Origin of the sequence: Halomonas denitrificans (assembly GCF_003056305.1) — a bacterium.
GTDB lineage: Bacteria > Pseudomonadota > Gammaproteobacteria > Pseudomonadales > Halomonadaceae > Halomonas > Halomonas denitrificans.
In genome coordinates, this window is sequence record NZ_PYVX01000002.1 from 610,001 (window position 1) to 629,025 (window position 19,025).

General features: G+C 70.0%; 14 protein-coding genes. 4 read left to right on the plus strand and 10 right to left on the minus strand.

Annotated features, from left to right (window positions below; all coding sequences use genetic code 11):
* Positions 1 to 5: 5 nt before the first annotated feature.
* The 8 genes from C9F13_RS08940 to C9F13_RS08975 form a co-directional block, all read right to left on the minus strand.
* A complete protein-coding gene (locus C9F13_RS08940; RefSeq protein WP_108445878.1) occupies positions 6 to 2,642 on the minus strand; it encodes a tetratricopeptide repeat protein in 2,637 nt (878 codons plus the stop codon).
* A gap of 50 nt (positions 2,643 to 2,692) precedes the next feature.
* On the minus strand, positions 2,693 to 3,940 hold the full coding sequence (locus C9F13_RS08945) for an alginate lyase family protein (protein WP_108445879.1): 1,248 nt from the start codon (positions 3,938 to 3,940) through the stop codon (positions 2,693 to 2,695).
* A gap of 38 nt (positions 3,941 to 3,978) precedes the next feature.
* On the minus strand, positions 3,979 to 4,863 hold the full coding sequence (locus C9F13_RS08950; RefSeq protein WP_108445880.1) for a polysaccharide lyase: 885 nt from the start codon (positions 4,861 to 4,863) through the stop codon (positions 3,979 to 3,981).
* A 70-nt stretch (positions 4,864 to 4,933) separates the two neighbouring features.
* Complete coding sequence (locus tag C9F13_RS08955) at positions 4,934 to 6,475, minus strand: PilZ domain-containing protein (RefSeq protein ID WP_108445881.1); 1,542 nt, start codon at positions 6,473 to 6,475, stop codon at positions 4,934 to 4,936.
* Positions 6,468 to 8,441: a glycosyltransferase gene (locus C9F13_RS08960; RefSeq protein ID WP_108445882.1), complete on the minus strand. Its 1,974-nt coding sequence runs from the start codon at positions 8,439 to 8,441 to the stop codon at positions 6,468 to 6,470. The genes C9F13_RS08955 and C9F13_RS08960 overlap by 8 nt, the downstream gene beginning before the upstream one ends.
* 10 nt (positions 8,442 to 8,451) lie before the next feature.
* A complete protein-coding gene (locus C9F13_RS08965) occupies positions 8,452 to 9,798 on the minus strand; it encodes a UDP-glucose dehydrogenase family protein (RefSeq protein ID WP_108445883.1) in 1,347 nt (448 codons plus the stop codon).
* Positions 9,799 to 10,106: 308 nt separating this feature from the next.
* Positions 10,107 to 10,706: a cob(I)yrinic acid a,c-diamide adenosyltransferase gene (gene cobO, locus C9F13_RS08970; protein ID WP_108445884.1), complete on the minus strand. Its 600-nt coding sequence runs from the start codon at positions 10,704 to 10,706 to the stop codon at positions 10,107 to 10,109.
* A 65-nt stretch (positions 10,707 to 10,771) separates the two neighbouring features.
* Complete coding sequence (locus tag C9F13_RS08975) at positions 10,772 to 12,280, minus strand: RimK family protein (protein WP_108445885.1); 1,509 nt, start codon at positions 12,278 to 12,280, stop codon at positions 10,772 to 10,774.
* 130 nt (positions 12,281 to 12,410) lie between these two features.
* On the opposite strand from C9F13_RS08975, the gene C9F13_RS08980 reads away from it, so the two are divergent.
* From C9F13_RS08980 to pepN, 4 genes are all read left to right on the plus strand, one after another.
* Positions 12,411 to 12,953: a GNAT family N-acetyltransferase gene (locus C9F13_RS08980; protein ID WP_342747788.1), complete on the plus strand. Its 543-nt coding sequence runs from the start codon at positions 12,411 to 12,413 to the stop codon at positions 12,951 to 12,953.
* Positions 12,954 to 13,001: 48 nt separating this feature from the next.
* Complete coding sequence (locus tag C9F13_RS08985; RefSeq protein WP_108445886.1) at positions 13,002 to 13,487, plus strand: YajQ family cyclic di-GMP-binding protein; 486 nt, start codon at positions 13,002 to 13,004, stop codon at positions 13,485 to 13,487.
* 152 nt (positions 13,488 to 13,639) lie between these two features.
* Complete coding sequence (locus C9F13_RS08990) at positions 13,640 to 14,017, plus strand: YbaN family protein (RefSeq protein ID WP_108445887.1); 378 nt, start codon at positions 13,640 to 13,642, stop codon at positions 14,015 to 14,017.
* Positions 14,018 to 14,089: 72 nt separating this feature from the next.
* The gene (gene pepN / locus C9F13_RS08995) at positions 14,090 to 16,723 is read left to right on the plus strand and encodes an aminopeptidase N (protein ID WP_108445888.1); all 2,634 of its coding nucleotides are present in this window, start codon (positions 14,090 to 14,092) and stop codon (positions 16,721 to 16,723) included.
* Between the two features lie 91 nt (positions 16,724 to 16,814).
* On the opposite strand, the gene C9F13_RS09000 is transcribed toward pepN, so the two are convergent.
* The gene (locus C9F13_RS09000; RefSeq protein WP_108445889.1) at positions 16,815 to 17,102 is read right to left on the minus strand and encodes a hypothetical protein; all 288 of its coding nucleotides are present in this window, start codon (positions 17,100 to 17,102) and stop codon (positions 16,815 to 16,817) included.
* A 170-nt stretch (positions 17,103 to 17,272) separates the two neighbouring features.
* Positions 17,273 to 18,871: a cation:proton antiporter family protein gene (locus tag C9F13_RS09005; RefSeq protein WP_211310939.1), complete on the minus strand. Its 1,599-nt coding sequence runs from the start codon at positions 18,869 to 18,871 to the stop codon at positions 17,273 to 17,275.
* Between the last annotated feature and the right edge of the window lie 154 nt (positions 18,872 to 19,025).

Here is a 19,025-nt window from a genome sequence, read left to right on the forward strand (position 1 = left end):
GCGGGTCAGCCGGCGGCGGCCTGCGCTTCCGCCTGCAGGGCCTGGATGGCCTCGTCGTCGGAGAGCAGCTCGTGGAGGGTCTGGAGCGCCATGCTGCTGTCGCCCTGCATGACGTCGTCGAGCCACAGCAGGGCCTGCTCCCGGCTGGCATTCTCGAGCCCGTTGGCTGCCAGGTAGGCCTTGGCCAGCGCCAGGCGGGCGCTGGCGTGGCCCTGTTCGGCGGCCTGGAGCAGGTAGTCGGCGCCGCGGCGCACGTCCTGCTCGAGGTGCTCGCCGCGAATGTATTCGCGGCCCAGGGTGGCCATGGCCCCGGGGTGCCCCTGGTCGACGGCCTGCTCGAGCAGCTGGCGGCCCCGCTCGCCGTCGCGGGGCACGCCGTCCTCGCCCCGCAGCAGCACGCGACCGAGGTTGGCGCGGGCGGAGGCGTCACCGCTCTTCACGGCCTGGTTCAGCCACTGCTCCGCCTGCTCGGGGTCGGCCGCGACGCCGTTGCCGGCCAGGTAGGCCTGCCCGAGCAGCAGGGCGGCGTAGGGGTTGCCGGCCTGGGCCGCGGGGCGCAGGTAGGCCACGCCCTGTTCCGGGTCGGCCGCGACCGGCCCGCCCTCCAGGTAGGCGCGTCCCAAGGTGAGGCGGGCGCCCTGGTGGCCGCGCTCGGCGGCGCTGCGCAGCAGCGTCATGGCGCGCTCGGGGTCGCTGTCGAGCAGCATCTCGCCGAGGTCCGCCCGGGCCCCGTCGTGTCCCGCCTTCGCGGCGCGCTCGAGCCAGGTCCTGGCATGGGCCCGGTTCTGCTGCACGCGCTCTCCCTCGAGGAAGGCGCGACCGAGGTCGGCCATGGCCCCGGGATCTCCGGCCTCGGCGGCCTTGACCAGGGCCTCGATGTTGCCCCGGGCGCCGAGGTCGCGGTTGACCCGGGTCATCGCCGCCTCGGCCGACTCATGGCCGGCCTCGCGGGCGCGGGTCAGCCAGCGGGCGGCCTTGTCCAGGTCCCGGGGCAGCCCGCCTTCGCCCTTGCGATAGGCGCGGCCGAGCACGACCATGGCATAGCCGTCGCCCTGGTCGGCGGCCTGGCGCAGCAGGGAGAGGCCGCGCCCCGGGCGCGCCTCGAGGGGGCCGGCCAGGTAGGCCTCGCCCAGGGTGGTCATGGCCGAGGTCTCGCCGGCCTCGGCCGCCGCCTGGAGCAGCTCCTCGGCGCGGCTGGGATGGAAGGGCAGGGTCTCGCCCTCGAGGTAGGCCTGCCCCAGCAGGCCCAGGGCCGCGCTCTGGCCCTGGTCGGCCGCCTCGCGCAGCAGCGCCTCGGCGCGCTGCGGATCGGCGGACACCCCGCGGCCCTCGAGATATGCCCTGCCCAGCAGCTGGGTGGCCCAGGGGTGGCCGAGCTCGTGGCCGCGCTTCAGGTAGTCGACGGCGATATAGGGCTGAGTGGCGGTCACGTCGCCGCTCAGGTAGTGATCGCCCAGGGCCGCCAGGGCCAGCGGGTCGTCCTGTTGCGCCGCCTCCTCGAGCAGGGCCACGCCGCGTTGCGGGTCGGCCGGGCCGCCGGCGCCGTCGATCAGCAGGCGGCCCAGGGCGACGCGGGCGTCGAGGGAGCCCTGGCGTGTCGCCTCCTCGAGCCAGCGCCGCGCCTCGCCGGGGCGACGTTCGGTCAGCGCCCGCCCCAGCTGCGTCATGGCGTCGACGTCGCCCTCCCGGGCGGCCTCCTCCAGCATGGCCAGCCCCTGACGGGTCTGGCCGGCCTCGAGCAGGGCATTGCCGGCGTTGCTCAGGGCATCCTCGTCGCCGGCCTGGGCCGCCTGGCGCAGCCAGTGCAGGCGACGCTCGGGCTGGTCGCCCAGCACGCCGTCCGGCGCATGCAGCTCGGCCAGTTCGACCATCGCCTCGGTCTCGCCGGCCGCGGCGCGCTTTCTCAGCCCCTCGGCGTAGCGGCGGGCATAGTCCATGGCGCGGGCGGGATCCTCGCCGAGCCAGCCGTCGGGACCGTGGGCCTCGGCCAGGGCCAGCAGCGCCTCTTCCTGGCCGGCTTCCGCGGCCTTGGCATAGAGCGCCGCGGCCCGTTCGGGGTTGGCCTTGACCCCCTCGCCGCCCTCGACCAAGAGGTCGGCCAGCATCAGCCGGGCGTCGCGGCCGACCTCCTCGCGGATCGCCTGGCGCAGCAGGTGATAGGCCAGCAGGTCGTTGCGCTCGACGCCGTCGCCGGCGCGATAGAGCTTGGCCAGGTTGAGCGAGGCGTGGCCGAGGATGTAGGAGGGGGTGCTGACCGCCTCGGCATAGTGGCGTGCCGCCCGGGCCGGGTCTCGCTCCAGGGCCTTGCCCTGGTCGAAGAGCTTGCCGAGCTCGTAGTGGGCCTGGGGAAAGTCCTGGTCGGTCAGCAGGCCCAGCAGCCGGATCGCCTCGCGGGGATTGCCGGCGGCGATCGCCTTGTCGGCCTTCTTCACCGTCTGCTTGTGCATCCACTCGAGGTTGTGGGCCCGGCCGCCGTCGAACCAGTCGTGGTACTGCTCGGGCAGCGGGGCGTTGGCCTGGGGGGCGGAGTCGATCGCGGAGCTGGCGCAGCCGGTCAGCAGGGCCAGCAGGCCGGCCGAGGCCGCCAGGCGAAGGCCTCGGGTCCGGAGATGCGGGGGCGTGTGGAAGGGCGTCATGTTCATGCGGGTCGGGCCTCGCGGTGGGTGGAAAGGGGGTGCCGACAGCGTGACGATCACGGCTGCCCCAGTCCCTTGAAGGCGGTGGTTTCCTGTTTCTCCTCGTCGAGCACGACGTGGGTCTGTGCCGCGGGATCCATGAAGTAGAGGGTCATGTAGCCGCCGGCGCTGCGGTTGTAGAGCGGGCGCATGCGACGCACGAATTCCTCGACCCGGGGCGCCTCGAAGCGCCTCAGGTAGATCTCCATCCAGGTGAAGTACTGCGGGTCCTTGAGGAAGCCGGTGTACTGCTCGCGCGGCGCCAGGTCGCCCAGGGCGGCCGGGTCGTCGAGGATCCTGAAGAGGAAGTCCACGGCGTCGTGGATGGTGCGGCCCCCGATCTCCAGATCGAAGATGTCATAGCCCTGACGGGAGATGACCTGCATGTTGGTGATCAGGTAGAGCAGGCCGTAGTTCTGGTAGTGGGTGGCGCGACGCCCCCGGGAGACCTCGAGGGGGAAGGCGCCCTGCTCGGTCATGTCGTGGAGCGCGGCGTGGATGGCGCTGACGCCGAAGCGGAAGAGCTCGTCGTCCTCGGTGAGCACGCCGACCATGCTGGCGTAGAGCGCCCGGCGGTAGAAGTGGTTGTTGCAGCAGCTGTTGCCCTCGCCTCCGGGGATGCCGGCGTGCTGATGCGCCAGGCCGTTGAGCCAGCGCTCGACGTTCGCTCGTTCCTTCTCCAGGCCCTCGACGAAGGGCCGCACGTTGGCGTAGGCCATGGCGGCGGCGAAGATCATCGACTCGGTGGCGAACCACGCCTGGGGCTCCTTGGAGTCGTAGTAGAAGTCGGTCAGGGCATCCTGCTCCGCCCAGTGATCGAGGAAGCGCACCAGGCACTCGGCGTAGTAGTCGTCGCCCGTGGCGACGAAGGCGCCGGCCAGCCCCGAGACGTTGTCCTCGAACTGGAACAGCGGCTCCGAGGCCAGTTTCCACTCCTTCGGGTTGGGGTAGTAGCCCGGTACCCGCAGGTGGGTGGTGATCGGCTCGTACTCCATCATCTGCTGGCAGCTCGGCCCCTGGGAGAGGGTATCGAGCTCCTGGAGCAGGATGGCGTTGTCGGTGGAGGCGAGCTCCTCCATGCGCGCCGCCACGTCGAAGTAGCCGGCGTCGGGCGCGGTGACGCGATACTCCGACAGGTCGAGGGCCTCGCGCTCCTCGATGGTGAGGATCTCGGCGGCGCTCGCGGTGCTCGCCAGCCCCGCCAGCAGCAGGGCCAGGGCGGTATGCAGCGGTCGGCGGGTCAGCCGGTGTCGGGCATGAGGCATGGCGGGCATGGCTCCTTGTCGAGAGGGAAGGTCCCCGGTCAGGGCGCGGGGACGTAGAAGCGGAAGGCGGCGAAGTCGGCATGCTGGTCACGCGGGGTGCGCCACTCCTGGCCGTGGCCGCCGAAGAAGGTCGAGAACATCAGGCCGTCGATGGTCACCTCATCGGTGCTGCGGTAGACGATGTTGCCCTGCTCGAGGACGGGCACGCCGTCGATCCACACCCGGGCCAGGCCATCGGCCGTGCCGGGGGTGTTGAGCACCAGCTCCTGCTCGATGGTGATCCACTCGCCGGTGGGGAAGCTCCACAGGCCCCGGCCCACGGAGGCGCCATACTCCTCGTCCTTGCTGGCCACGTACTCGTAGAGTTCGCCCTGGCCGGCCTGGCGCCACATGAAGCGCATCGAGAAGCCGGTCTCGCCGGTGACCTCATCCCCGCCGCTGGGGGCATCGCCGCCGAAGAGCCCCGGTAGCTTGCCGCCCTTGACGAAGTCGAAGCCGGGCTCGAAGCGCACCCGGTAGGTCAGGCAGGCGCGCTCGGCGCCGGCGAGGCCGTCGGGCTCGCTGTAGAAGCCGGCGCCGCCCTGCTGCGTATCGCCGGGGGAGGAGGTGCCCGCCGGGTAGCGCACCCGCAGCCCGGGCTCGCCCAGGCCGGTGGCCTCGGCGTCGAGCAGCGTGACGTTGGCGTCGACGCCCCAGGAGCGGGTGGTGGCGAAGCCCTGGCGCACGCCCTGTCGGGCATCCTCGGCCGAGAGATCGGGGCGGGGCGTCGCCACCTGGCGATAGCGCTCGGAGCAGGCCGCGACCTTGGGGTAGGAGAGGTCGTTGCCCGCCTCCTCGGCCCAGGCGCCGGCCGGGGAGAGGCTCGCCAGCAGGGCCGAGAGGGCCAGGGCGGGATGGCGGAGGGGGCGAAGTTCGGTGCTCATGATGTCTCCTTGGCGATGGGCCGCGACTCGCGGTGTCGCGGCGGTGGCCGTCGGGCGGCGGGCGAGGGGATCAGCCCGTGCCCTGTGTCGGCTCCTCGCTGATGGCCGTGCGGTAGAGGCGGTCGCCGAACTGGATCACGGCGCGTACGCCCTGCCAGACCCACTCGGCGGTGGCGCCCAGCATGGGGGCCTCGGTGAAGCGCACGTCCACCGGCTTGCCGACGCTTTCCGCCGGCAGCGTCTCCTCGGGCACCAGCAGCACGCTGGCCACGTTCTGCTGCTGACGCACCCAGCGGGGGAAGCCGGCGCGCGGCTGGCGCTCGATGTCCAGCGCCACGTTGCGCACCCGGGCGCGGATCGGCGTGGAGGCGTTGGGCAGCGAGACGTAGGCCGTCTGGTTCGGCTCGATGCGGGCGATGTCGTCCATGTGCACCAGCGCCTCGACCATGACGTCGTCCTCGCCGGTGCGAATCAGCGTCATGATCCGCTCGCTCTCGTTGACGTAGGTCCCGTCGGCGCTGCTCAGCGCCCAGGCCACCAGGCAGTTGCACGGGCTGAAGATGTCGTTGCTGGACTGGCGTGCCTCGAGGGCCGTGATGCGCGAACTCTCCAGGTCGCGTGCCGTCTTGAACTGGTCGATGCGGGCCCGGGCGATCTCCGGCGATACCGTCTCGAAGTTCATGGCCTCGCCGCTCTCGGGACGGGCCGAGCTGGCGATGCTGACCGGACCGCCGCCCGCCGACTCGAGGTGCTCCTGCAGGTTCGAGATGAGCTGGTCGTTGTAGCGGAGCGCGGCCTTGGAGAGGATCAGCTCCGATTCCAGGTCGCTGTTGGCGATGCTGGTCAGCGGCTGGTCGCGTTCCACGCGGTCGCCGGCCTGCAGGTCGTGGGCCTCGACGATGCCGGGGTTGGGTGCCCGGATGTCGATGCGGGGCGCGGTGACCGCGGCGAAGCTCGGCTCGATCAGCATGAAGTTGCGGTACGCCGTGGCGGCGGCCACCACGGCGAGGATCGCGATGGCGGTGAACAGCAGCAGGTAGCGCCCCCGCGGCTTGGGGGGGCGCGACGTCGGCTGGGGCGTGGACGCCTTCGCGCGCCGCTTGCGCGGGGTCTGGGCGTCCTCGCCCTCCATCAGCGCTTCGATGTTGGCCTGGCGCCCGGTCAGGCAGCTGCGCACGACCTGGCGCAGCAGTTCGCGGTGGGGCGGGTCGATATCCGTGATCTCGAAGCCGTTGACGTGCTGCCGGCCGTCGGCGGTGGCATGACGGCACTCGGCGCGCACGGGGACGATCAGCTCGGTGGCCCCGGCCGTCAGCAGCAGCGAGGCCGAGCGTTGCTCCCCCGGGCGCATCGGGCGCGAGGTGCGAACGGCGAAGCCGCCCACCGAGACATCGGCCCCGGTGAGTTCCTGGCCGTCCTCGAAGCGCACCCGGAAGGGCGGCGTCACGCGGATGAAGCGACGCTCGTCGCGCCGCTCGTGGCGGATCTGGTCCGTCGGGGCGTCGTGCTGGCCCGACGACCGGCCGGACGCGCCGTTGCCGCGAGGCCCGTCCGGGCCCAGGGTCGGCTCGTGGCGATCGATGTCGTGCATGTCGGAATGATGATCAGACATCCTGCGGATTCTCCTTGCTCTGCGTGGCGCTCGACGCGCGGGTCGACGCCAGGGTGTTGCCGGCACGAGCGGGATCCACCCGCACCGTCAGCCCCGTGAGGGTCATCGAGTGGTGCTTCAGGGTCAGCGTGCAGCCGGCGGGGGCGGGGCAGGCCGCGGCCTCGGCGACCGGACGGCCGCGCGGGTCGTGCAGGTCGCGGGCCAGCTCGGGGGAGACGATCAGGCGGGTGCTGCCCTCGTCGGCGCCCAGCACGTGGCGGGCGCGGAGCCGGTCGGCCCCGTCGTCGTCGGCCAGCCGGTCGGCATCGAGGCGAAACTCGCCGGCCGGGAGCCGCACGCGCCCCCCCTCCGGGGCGTCGGCGAGGGCCAGCGACAGCCAGCGCTCGTCCATTTGCGCCTGGGTATCGCCATGGCCGGCGCCGGTGAGGAGGGAGAGCGAGGTCCGGTCCGGCGGCTGCAGGACCCCGGTGGCGATGACCAGCACGTAGAGCAGCAGGCCGTAGGCGAAGCCGTGCAGCACGTGGCCCATGCGCCGCTGGCGCTTGACCGCCTCCGGGTCGCCCGGTTCGCCGGCGGAGATGCCCTGGCGCGACCAGGCCTGGCGGTTGAAGCGAAAGCTCACGTAGGTCTTGAGCAGCGCGCCCCACACCTGGTTGTAGTAGATCAGCGGTATCCACAGCAGGCTGAACCGGCCGTGCTGCCAGGAGAGGATCAGCGTCACCAGGCCACGGGTGAAGAGGATCCACAGCAGGTAGGCGAAGATGAAGGAGGGCCGGATGAACAGCGTTACCAGCACCGCCACCGTGGGACCGATCAGGGTCGTCCACATGGAGAGCCGCTGGTCGACCAGGCTCCACCAGGTGAACAGGCCCATCGGCCGGGGGCCCAGGGCGATGGCGCGGTTGCTGGTGCGCAGCATGTTGCCGTACCAGCGGCGCATCAGGTCGGTGGTGGAGTGGAAGAAGCGCTTGCGGTCGGGCAGCTCCTCGAACCCCGAGACGTGGACGTCCGGGATGTAGAGCATCCGCCAGCCGTGCTTCAGCAGCCAGTACCAGGTCGACTTGTCGTCGCCGGAGAGGAACTTGAAGGTGCCGAAGCGCCAGTGGTCGACGTGGTCGTTCTCCACCAGGTCGATGAAGTCGGGCTGGGTGGCGAGGTCGGCGCGAAAGGCGCTGTAGCGACCGGTCAACACCAGCAGGCGCCTGGACACGGACATCGAGCTCATCACCAGGTGTCGCTGGGCATAGCGGATGTCGTACCACTCCTTGGTGGCGTCGCCGCCGGTGACGATGGCGCTGTTGTTGGTGGTCAGGGCCCCCAGGTCCTCCTGGACGCTGAAGAACGACAGCGAGCGCGACAGGGTGCCCGGCTCCAGGCGGATGTCGCCGTCCATGGAGACCAGCAGGGCGCCGGGGGCCGGCATGCGCCGGGAGATCGCCCGCAGCACCTCGGCCATGGCCGAGCGCTTGCCGTCCCCCTTCTGGAACATGTAGCGCAGCTCGATGTTCTCGGGCCAGCCGTTCTCCTCCATGACGTGGGTGATGACGTCCACGTCGGTGCGGTCCGAGACCGAGGCGAAGATGGTGGTCGGCACGCCATAGTCGGCGACCTCGCGGACCAGGGCCTCGTAGACCTGGAAGCTGACCTCCGGCTCGATGCGAAAGGAGGTGCAGAGCACGTAGAGCTCCGGGGGGAGCGCCTGCTCCCCCAGGGCATCGGCCTCGGCGCGCAGGCGCGGGAAGATCCGGCGGTTGTACCAGACCGAGCGCACGGCCTGGATCAGCCACCAGCTGTAGCGCCAGATGCCCACGGCCCCGACGGCGAAGAAGAAGCTCTTCGACTCGGTCGAGAAGACGTCCAGCGGCAGACCGTCGAGCACCACGATCAGCAGGGCGATCCCCAGGATGAAGGTCGCGAGCTCCGTCGCCTTGCTGGCGACGGAGCGATCGTCAGGGCTATTCGACATCTCGACTCCCTCAGGCGAGCACGGGACGCACGGAGTCACCCCGGCCGATGGCGTAGTAGGCGAGGCCCGCCGCTTTCACCGACTCGGGGGGGAAGAGGTTGCGACCGTCGACCACCACCGGCGAGGCGAGGGACGCGTGGAGCTCGGCGAAATCCACGGTGCGAAAGGCCTTCCACTCGGTGCAGATCACCAGCGCATCGGCGCCCTCCAGCGCCTGGTCGCGCTGGCCGGCCAGCACCAGGTCGTCGCGCTCGCCGTAGAGGCGGCGACACTCCTCGCTGGCTTCCGGGTCATAGGCCTGGACCCGCGCGCCGGCCTCCCACAGGGCCTCCATCAGGGCCCGGCTGGGGGCCTCGCGCATGTCGTCGGTGTTGGGCTTGAAGGCCAGCCCCCAGAGCGCGATGGTCTTGCCGGCGAGCTGGCCGTTGAAGGCCTGGCAGAGCATCTCGAACAGCCGGGACTTCTGGCGGGTGTTGACGTTCTCGACGGCGGCGATCATCTCGGCCGGGTGGCCGACCTGCTCGGCGGTGCGCGCCAGCGCCTTGACGTCCTTGGGGAAGCAGGAGCCGCCGTAGCCGCAGCCCGGGTAGATGAAGCTGTAGCCGATGCGCGGGTCGCTGCCGATGCCGTGGCGCACCTCCTCGATATCGGCGCCGAGGCGCTCGGAGAGGTTGGCGATCTCGTTGATGAAGCTGATCTTGGTGGCGAGCATGGCGTTGGCCGCGTACTTGGTCAGCTCGGCGCTGCGCACGCCCATGAACATCAGCTTGTCCTTCTGGCGGTTGTAGGGGCCATAGCACTCGCGCATGGCGCGCCTGACCCGCTCCGAGTCGGTGCCCACCACGATCCGCGAGCCGCGGGAGAAGTCCTCGATGGCCGCGCCCTCCTTGAGGAATTCCGGGTTGGAGCAGACATCGAAGTCCAGCGAGACGCCGCGCCGCTCGAGTTCGTCGGCGATGGTCCGCGCCACCCGGCTGGCGGTGCCCACCGGGACCGTCGACTTGTCGACGACGATGCGGTAGTCGTCCATGTGCCGGGCGATGGTCTCGGCGACCTTGAGCACGTGGCGCAGGTCGGCGCTGCCGTCCTCATCGGAGGGCGTGCCCACGGCGATGAACTGCAGCAGCCCGAAGGCCACCGCCCGTTCGGCATCGGTGGTGAAGTGCAGCCGTCCGGCCGCGCGGTTCTGGCGGATCAGGCTCTCGAGCCCGGGCTCGTAGATCGGCACCTCGCCGGCGTTGAGCCGGGCTACCTTGTCCTCGTCCACATCGACGCACATCACGTCGTGGCCGACATCGGCCAGGCAGGCGCCGGTGACCAGGCCCACGTAACCGGAACCGAAGATGGTGATTCTCATGATCGCTTGCTCCTTGCTCGATGACCGTGACGGCCCCGCGCAGGGCGGGGACACGCAACGTCGCATTGACGATCAGCGGAGGGAGCAAGATGCGTGCCACTCTTCGGCAAAGCGGCATGGCCGGCCGCTTGGCGCGGGATCGGGGAGCGGCGGGGCAGGCGCGATCGCCCGCCCGGCAGGGCATAACCGTCGCGGTGACGCGACGGTTATGGTGTGGACATTGAAAGGCCTTTCAAATCAGGAGTTTGAGTGTTGCCTGGCGACGACGATGCGGCCGTCGGCCTTCGCAAGTGCCTGAAAGTGCCGGGTCAATAATCGATGCCGCGGCGCGCCTGGAGGCCGCTGTTGAAGGCGTGTCGCACCTCGTTCATCTCGGTGACGGTATCGGCCATGGCGGTAAGCTCCCGGTGGGCGTTGCGCCCGGTGACGATCACCGTCTGCTCGGCGGGGCGGTTCGCAAGCGCCGCCTTCACGGTGGCGATGTCCAGGTAGCCGAACTTGAGCATGTAGGTGATCTCGTCGAGCACCACCAGATAGACCGTGGGGTCGGCGAGCATCCGCTCGGCCTCGGCCCAGACCTCCCGGCAGGCACGGGTATCGGCCTCGCGGTCCTGGGTGTCCCAGGTGAAGCCGGTGGCCATGATGGCGACCTCGAGGTTCGGGTCCTCGGCCAGCCGCTCGCGCTCGCCGCACTCCCAGAGCCCCTTGATGAACTGCACCACCCCGACCCGGTAGCCGTAGCCCAGGGCCCGGGTCACGGTGCCCCAGGCGGCGGTGGTCTTGCCCTTGCCGTTGCCGGTGAAGACCAGCAGCAGCCCGCGCTGCTCGGTCGCCTCGGCGACCTTCTCGTCGACCCGGGTCTTGAGTTTCTGCATCGCCTGCTGGTGGCGGGTGTCGCGATCGTTCATCGGAGCTCCGTGGCGTGTACAAGGCTTGTCCAGGACTGGCAGCATACGCCAGAACCGCCCGGGCGTCAGCCTTCGAGGCCGTCGCGCTGTCCCACTCGGGCCTCCATGCGCGCCAGGAAGACGGCCATGATCCGCTCATAGAGCGCCCGGCCGAGCACGGCATCCTCGATGCCGGCATCCACGTTGGGATTGTCGTTGACCTCGATCACCACGACCCGCTCGCCGACCTGCTTGATATCGACCCCATAGAAGCCGTCGCCGATCAGCCGGGTGGCACGCAGCGCCGCCTTGATCACGGCGGGGGGAACCTCGGCGGGATCGTGGGTGGTGAAGCCGCCGCTCTTCACGCGCCCGCCGGCGTGGTGGTAGATCTGCCAGTGGCCTCGGGCCATGTAGTAGCGGCTCGCGAACAGCACCTGGCCGTCGAGCACGCCGATGCGCCAGTCGAACGCGGTGGGCAGCCACTCCTGGAGCAGCAGCAGGGCCGAGGTGGCGAAGAGCCGTTCGGACTCGTGCGCGAGCTCCTGCAGCGAGGCCACCTTGACGATGCCGCGGGAGAAGGCGCCGTCGGGAATCTTCAGGACCAGCGGGAAGCCCAGGCCCGCGACCCGTTCGGCCAGCGGTCGACGATCGCCGCGCTTGAGCAGGATGCCCTCCGGGGCCGGCACGCCCTTGGCCCGCAGCAGGGCGTGCAGGTAGACCTTGTTGGTGCACCGCAGGATGTCGCGGGGAGCATCGATCACCACCAGCCCCTCGTGCTCCGCGCGCCGGGCCATGCGATAGGTATGGTGATTCAGCGCGGTGGTCTCGCGAATGAACAGGCCGTCGAACTCGGCAAGGCGCCCGGCGTCACGGCGGGTGATCAGCGAGACGTCGATGCCCTGCCGGCGTCCGGCGCGGATGAAGGCCTTCAGCGCCCCGCGGTTGCTCGGTGGCAGCGTCTCCTCGGGATCGACCAGGATCGCCAGATCGAAGCGGTAGCGGCGACGCGCCTTGGGAGTGCGCCATACTTGCCGCGAGTGGCGGTTGAGCGCCGTCGCGAACAGGTCCTGCTCGTCGACGGTCAGCTCCCGCAGTCGCAGCGGCTTCAGGCGCGCCAGTCGCCAGGTGTCATGGCGACGCACCAGCCGCGCCTCGAGCAGCGGACAGGGCAGGCGCTCGAAGAGCTTGCGCGCCAGGCGGGAAAGGCTCGGCTCCCGGCAGTCACCGAACAACACCCGCAGGGTCAGCCGGTCGCCGCACAGGGCGCCCTGGCGGCTCAGGTCGTCGAGCAGGGCCTTCAGGCCATCGAGCTGCAGGTCGACCAGCGCCTTGCGCCCAAGTGCATTGAGCGTCTCCACCGTGGGCAGCACGCGCTGACCTCGTGCCTGGGCCAGCAACGACACGTAGTAGCCGGTGCCCAGGTCGTCGAGCTCGCTGCACAGGTTGATCACGCGGGTGGTGCGGTCTGGCTCATCGGCGAGCCGGGGCTGCCGCTCCTCGGCGAGGAAGCTATCGGCGGTGATCACATCCTCGGAGGGGAAATAGGGGCGCCAGTCTTCCAGGCGGTCGACGACGATGCGCAGCGGACACATGTCAGGCTTCCAGGCAGGGCGGCGGAGTGCCGCCGGAATGCGGGCAGCATGCGCTCGAGGCCAGGCGTCGACAAGCGCCGGGGAGGGTGAAAAGATTTCATGATCAGCGCCGATGACATCGACATTGGCCATGATCACAATCGTCGCCAAGACCTCCTGGAGACTCGAGATGACCGTCATCCTGCGCCAGGCCACTCCTCATAACCTGGACGCCCTCTATCGCCTGGAGCAGGTGGCCTTCAGCGGTGACCGCTTCAGCCGCCGCCAGCTCTGGCACCTGCTCAATCGGGCCCATGCCTTGACCCTGGTGGCCCAGCGTGACGATCGCGACGAGCGTCATCCCGCGGTCCTGCTCGGCTACGGCACCCTGCTGTTTCGCCGCGGCAGCCGACGCGCCCGGCTCTACTCCTTCTGCGTGCACCCCGAGGCGCGGGGCAGCGGCCTCGGGCGGCGGCTGCTGGAGTCGCTGGAGGCCCGGGCGCGCGCCCGAGAGGCCGAGGTGCTGGGCCTCGAGGTACGGGCCGACAACGACGTGGCGATGGGGCTCTACCGGCGCATGGGCTTCTACCCGGAGCGCTGGCTGAGCGACTACTACGAGGATGGCTGCGCCGGCTGGCAGATGGCCAAGCCGCTGGTCGCCCTCGAGGAGGCCGCGCCCCGGCGCGCGGGCTGATAGAATCGCCTTCTTTCGTTCATCTTTCATGACCCGCAGGACATCGCCATGCCCTCCTTCGATATCGTCTCCGAATTCGACAAGCACGAAGCCAGCAACGCCGTGGATCAGGCCAATCGCGAGATCCAGTCCCGCTTCGACTTCAAGGGCGTCACCGCGAGCTTCGAACTCAGCGGCGACACCGTGACCCTCGAGGCCGAGGTCGACTTCCAGCTCAAGCAGATGCTCGACGTGCTGCGCAACAAGCTGATCGCCCGCGGGATCGACGCCCGCTGCATGGACGTCGAGGAGCCGGTGCTCTCTGGAGTGCGCGCCCGCCAGGAGGTGACCCTCAAGCAGGGCCTCGACCAGAAGGAGGCCAAGGACATCGTCAAGCGGATCAAGGAGAGCAAGCTCAAGGTCCAGGCCCAGATCCAGGGCGAGAAGGTGCGCGTCACCGGCAAGAAGCGCGACGACCTTCAGGCCGTCATGGCGCTGCTGCGCGGGGAGGGCGGCCCCGACCTGCCGCTGCAGTTCGACAACTTCCGCGACTGACCGCTGCGACGGAGCGTCGAGAGCGAGCGGGCCCCGGGCCGGGCGGCATGATCCCGGTCATCCCGATGGCGCTCATAGGCGTTCGCGATTGGCACCGCGCGGCGAAATGCTCTTCAATGAGAGGCATGCCGAATCACGGGAGAGAGCGCCAGATGCCGACCCTGCAACGTCTCGCCTTCCTCGGCCTCGCCTGGGTCAGCTTCGGGGTGGGCGTGATCGGGGCCTTCCTGCCCCTGCTGCCGACCACCTGCTTCATGCTGCTGGCGGTGTGGGCGGCCTCCAAGGGCTCGCCGCGCTTCGCCGCCTGGATCCGCGAACACCCCCGCTTCGGTCCCGCCATCACCGCCTGGGAGGCCGAGCGGGCGATACCCCGCCATGCCAAGCGGCTCGCCGCGGCGATGCTGGCCCTCTCGATGCTGGTGCTGGCCCTCACCGTCAGCCTCTGGTGGCTCAAGCTCGGCCTCATCGCGGGCCTGGCGCTGGTCACCGCCTGGGTCCTGTCGCGCCCCGAGCCCATCGCGGCCCGCTGAATACCCGGCTTTGAGGTTCGGGCTCGGCGGGCCGTACAATGGATCGCAATTACCGACAGGAGCCCTTCCTAGATGTCAGAACCGCAGCCGATCTACCTGAGCGACTACCGTCCGCCCGCCTACCGCGTGACCCATACCGAGCTGACCTTCGACCTCGACCCCGCCGCCACCCGGGTCAAGGCGCGCCTGCACCTCGAGCGCCACCCCGAGCGCGAGGCCGGCGCACCGCTGGAGCTCGACGGCGAGCAGCTCGCGCTCAAGGCCATCGCCATCGACGGCCAGCCGCTTGGCGAGGACGAGTACGCGGTCGGCGAGGCGGGGCTGGTCGTGCACCGGGTGCCCCAGGCCTTCCGGCTCGACACCGAGGTGGAGGTCGCACCGGACGCCAACACCGCGCTCTCGGGGCTCTACCGCTCCAGCGGCATGTACTGCACCCAGTGCGAGGCCGAGGGCTTCCGGCGCATCACCTTCTATCCGGACCGCCCGGACGTCATGGCGACCTTCTCCACCACGGTGATCGGCGATGCCGAGACCCTGCCGGTGCTGCTCTCCAACGGCAACCCGGTCGAGCGCGGCACTCTGCCCGGCAATCGCCACTTCGTCACCTGGGAGGACCCGCATCCCAAGCCCAGCTACCTGTTCGCGCTGGTGGCCGGCGACCTCGAGAAGGTCGAGGACCGCTTCACCACCATGAGCGGGCGCGAGGTGACCCTGCAGATCTGGGTCGAGGCGGAAAACCTCGACAAGACAGACCACGCCATGGCCTCGCTGAAGCGCGCCATGGCCTGGGACGAGCAGGCCTACGGCCGCGAGTACGACCTCGACCTGTTCATGATCGTCGCGGTCAACGACTTCAACATGGGCGCCATGGAGAACAAGGGGCTCAACATCTTCAACTCGGCGGCGGTGCTGACCCATCCCCACACCGCCACCGACGCCGCCTTCCAGCGCGTCGAGGGCATCGTCGCCCACGAGTACTTCCACAACTGGTCCGGCAACCGCGTCACCTGCCGCGACTGGTTCCAGCTCTCCCTTAAGGAGGGCTTCACGGTCTTTCGCGACCAGTGCTTCTCGGCCGACACCAACTCGGCGCCGGTCAAGCGCATCGAGGACGTCTCCTTCTTCCGCACCGCCCAGTTCGCCGAGGACGCCGGTCCCACCGCCCACCCGGTGCGCCCGGACCACTACATCGAGATCGGCAACTTCTACACCCTGACCATCTACGAGAAGGGCGCCGAGATCGTGCGCATGCTCTCGAACCTGGTGGGCGAGGAGGCCTTCCGCCGCGGCAGCGACCTCTACTTCTCGCGCTTCGACGGCCAGGCGGTGACCATCGAGGACTTCGTCGACTGCATGGCCGAGGCCTCGGGCGAGGACCTCGGCCAGTTCCTGCGCTGGTACTCCCAGGCCGGCACCCCCGAGATCGACGCCCACGGCGAGTACGACTACGCCAACGCCGAGTACCGGCTGGTGCTGCGCCAGCGCACCCCGGCGACCCCCGGCCAGGCCGAGAAGCAGGCCCTGCACATCCCGATCCGCCTGGGCCTGGTGGGCACCAAGTCCGGCCGCGACCTGCCGCTGACCCTGGACGGCGAGGCGCTCGGCACCGACGGGGTGATCCACCTGCGCGAGGACGAGCAGGAGTTCATCTTCACGGACGTCAGCGAGGCCCCGGTGCCGTCGCTCGCGCGCGGCTTCTCGGCGCCGGTCAAGCTGCACTTCCCCTACAGCCGCGAGGACCTGGCGTTCCTGCAGGCCCACGACTCCGACGGCTTCAATCGCTGGGACGCCGGCCAGCGTCTGGCGCTGCTGGCCCTGGACGACCTGATCGCCGCCCACCGCAACGGGGTCGAGAAGGTGATGGACCCGCGGGTGGTCGAGGCCTTCCGCGCCGTGCTGGCGGCGGAGATCGACGACAAGGCGGTGCTGGCCCAGATGCTGACGCTGCCCTCGGAGGCCTACATCGCCGAGCAGCAGCCGCTGGTCGACGTCGACGCCATCCACGCCGCCCGCACCTTCGTCAAGCAGTCGCTGGCGACGGCGCTGCGCGACGACTTCCTGCGGCTCTACGAGGAGAACCGCTCGGAGGCGCCCTACGCGCCGGAGCCCGAGCAGATCGCCGCGCGCAGCCTCAAGAACGTGGCGCTCTCCTACCTCATGGCCATCGAAGACGAGGCGGGCCTCGAGCTCGCCCAGGCGCAGTTCGCGGCGGATCACAACATGACCGACGTGCGCCACGCCCTGACCCTGCTGGTCCACGGCTCCCGCGGCGACCTCGCCGACCCGGCGCTGAAGGCCTTCGGCGAGAAGTGGGCCCACGACCCGCTGGTGATGGACCAGTGGTTCAGCCTCCAGGTGACGCGCCCCCAGGCGGACGTGCTGGAGCGGGTGAAGTTCCTGATGGCGCATCCGGCCTTCTCGCTGAAGAACCCCAACAAGGTGCGCGCGCTGATCGGCGCCTTCGCCAACCAGAACCCGGTCAACTTCCACCGGGCCGACGGCGAGGGCTACCGGCTGCTGGCCGACACCGTGATCGAGCTCAACCGGCTCAACCCGGAGATCGCCGCGCGGCTGGTCACGCCGCTGACCCGCTGGGCCCGCTTCGACGAGGCGCGCCAGGAGCTGATGAAGGCCGAGCTCGAGCGCATCCGCGCCGAGGAGCTCTCGCCCAACGTCTACGAGGTGGTGGAGAAGGCCCTCGCCTGAGGGCGCTCCCCGCCTGGCAGGGACGCTTAGGAAACGACGGCGCCGCCCGGGAGGGCGGCGCCGTCGTCGTTAGGAGGGCCGGGTGAGGGTGTCAGTGGATCAGCCAGCTCAGCACCGTCACCCCCAGCAGCCACCAGATCAGCATGACGATGAAGGCGCCGCGCAGCAGGGCGGCCACGCCCTTCCAGAGCAGCCACAGGCCGAACGCCAGCACCAGCAGGCTGATCAGGGTGATCGGGATGCCCAGGCCGTCGGAGAGCCCCTGCATGAAGCTGCCGGCCGCCTCGTCGAGGCGGGAGAAGAAGCCGGTCAGGCCCGCGACGAGAAAGCGGATGAACTCGCCGAAGGCGCTGCCGATGAAGCTGAAGACGTCGTCCATGGGGTGGTGTTCCGGTAGGGGGAAGCCGCGGCGCGGCTCGGCTCGTGGGGGCGAGGCCCGCGGCGTGCCGGCCGCGCCCTGACATCGGGCGATGGGCAGAGTATCGCGACAAGCGGCCCGCCCTGACAAGCGGGGGCGTCGCTCGCCTCAGTTGGCGAACCCCGGCGGGCTCACCCCAGCTGGCTCGCCCGGGAGACCACCCCGGCCTCTTCGGCGGCGCTGTCGGCGAGCGCCCGGCCGGCCTCGTCGTAGACGTGGAAGACCGCATTGGCCCCCAGCTCGCGGATCGGCTCGATCTCCTCGGGGTATTCCACCACGGCGGTGATGCGCCCCGGGAACTCCCGGGAGCGCAGCTGCTTGAGGGCGAAGAGGTTGCCCGCATGGTGCGGCATCGCCAGCACCACCATCTGCACGTCGCGGGACATCAGCAGCTTGTCCCAGAAGTCGGAGTCCACGGCGTCGCCCTCGAGGACATTGAAGCCGCGGCCGCTCAGGGTCTTGACGCTCTGGGGATTGCTGTCGATGCCCAGCACGCGCAGGCCGTACTCCTTCTGCAGGCGACGATAGACGCTGCGTCCGATGCGCCCCATGCCGAGCACCACCGCCTCGGCGTCGCCGACTTCGATGGGGCGGTCGCTGGGCGAGAGCTCGCCGACGCTGATCCGCGGCAGCCGCGGCTCCAGCCAGCGATAGACCCGCTCGCTCACGCCGTTGAGCACCGCCGACAGGCCGAAGCTGAGCGCCACGGCCAGCGAGATCACCACCAGCCAGTCCCCCGAGAGCCAGCCGCTGGAGACCGCGATGGCCCCGACGATCAGGCCGAACTCGGAGTAGTTGGTCAGGCTGAGGGTGGCCAGCACCGAGGTGCGGTGGCGCATCTTGAAGCGCATGAAGATCGCCTGATAGATGACGCTCTTCAGCGGCAGGATCAGCACCAGCAGCAGGGCCGCGCCGAGCATCTCGGCGCTCGGCATGGCGGTCAGCCCGATGCTCAGGAAGAAGCCCACCAGCAAGAGCTCCTTGAGGCTGAACATCGAGCGCGCCAGGGTCTGGGCGGCGGGGTGGGGCGCCAGCAGCAGGCCGATGATCAGCGCGCCGAGGTCGCCCTTCACGCCGACGGCGTCGAACAGCGCGTAGCCCAGCACCAGCGCCAGCAGCATGCCGAAGAGCATCTGCATCTCGCCGTGGCCCAGACGGTCGAGCAGGGCGCGCAGGGCGGGGGCCAGCGGGATCAGCAGCACCAGCCCCAGGGCCCAGGGGCTCGGCAGCTCGCCGGTGGAGGCGGTGATGAAGAGCACCGCGAAGATGTCCTGCATGATCAGCACGCCGATCGCCAGCCGGCCGTAGGCGGTCTGGGTCTCGCTGCGCTTCTCCAGTACCTTGACCACGAAGACGGTGCTCGAGAAGGAGAGCGCGAAGCCGAGCAGGGCCAGGGTGGACCAACCGGTGTCGGCCAGCAGCGAGAGGCCCAGCCCCTTGAACAGGGCGAGCAGCAGCACCATCACCAGGGTCGAGGCCAGCATGTGCAGCGAGGCGCCGCCCCAGACGTCGCGGCGCAGCAGGGTGCGGACGTCGAGCTTCAGGCCAATACTGAACAGCAGCAGGACGACCCCGATGTCGGCCAGGGTCTCGAGCAGCGGGGTCTTGTCGAAGCCCAGCGCGTTGAGCGCGAAGCCGCCGGCGAGAAAGCCCACCATGGGCGGCAGCTTCAGCAGCATCGCGGACATGCCGCCGAGGAAGGCCGCGAGAAGAAAGGCCGGTTCGATCATGCACACTCCCTGTTCTGCAATCTTCGGCAAGACGGATAGTGTAGGGAAGTCGTCAGGTGAATGGCATTCATGATTTGGTGTATGCCCGTCGGCGATGACGCGGGCGTGACAGGGGGCGGCGCCTGCCAAGGGCGAAACGGGCGAGAGGAGCGAC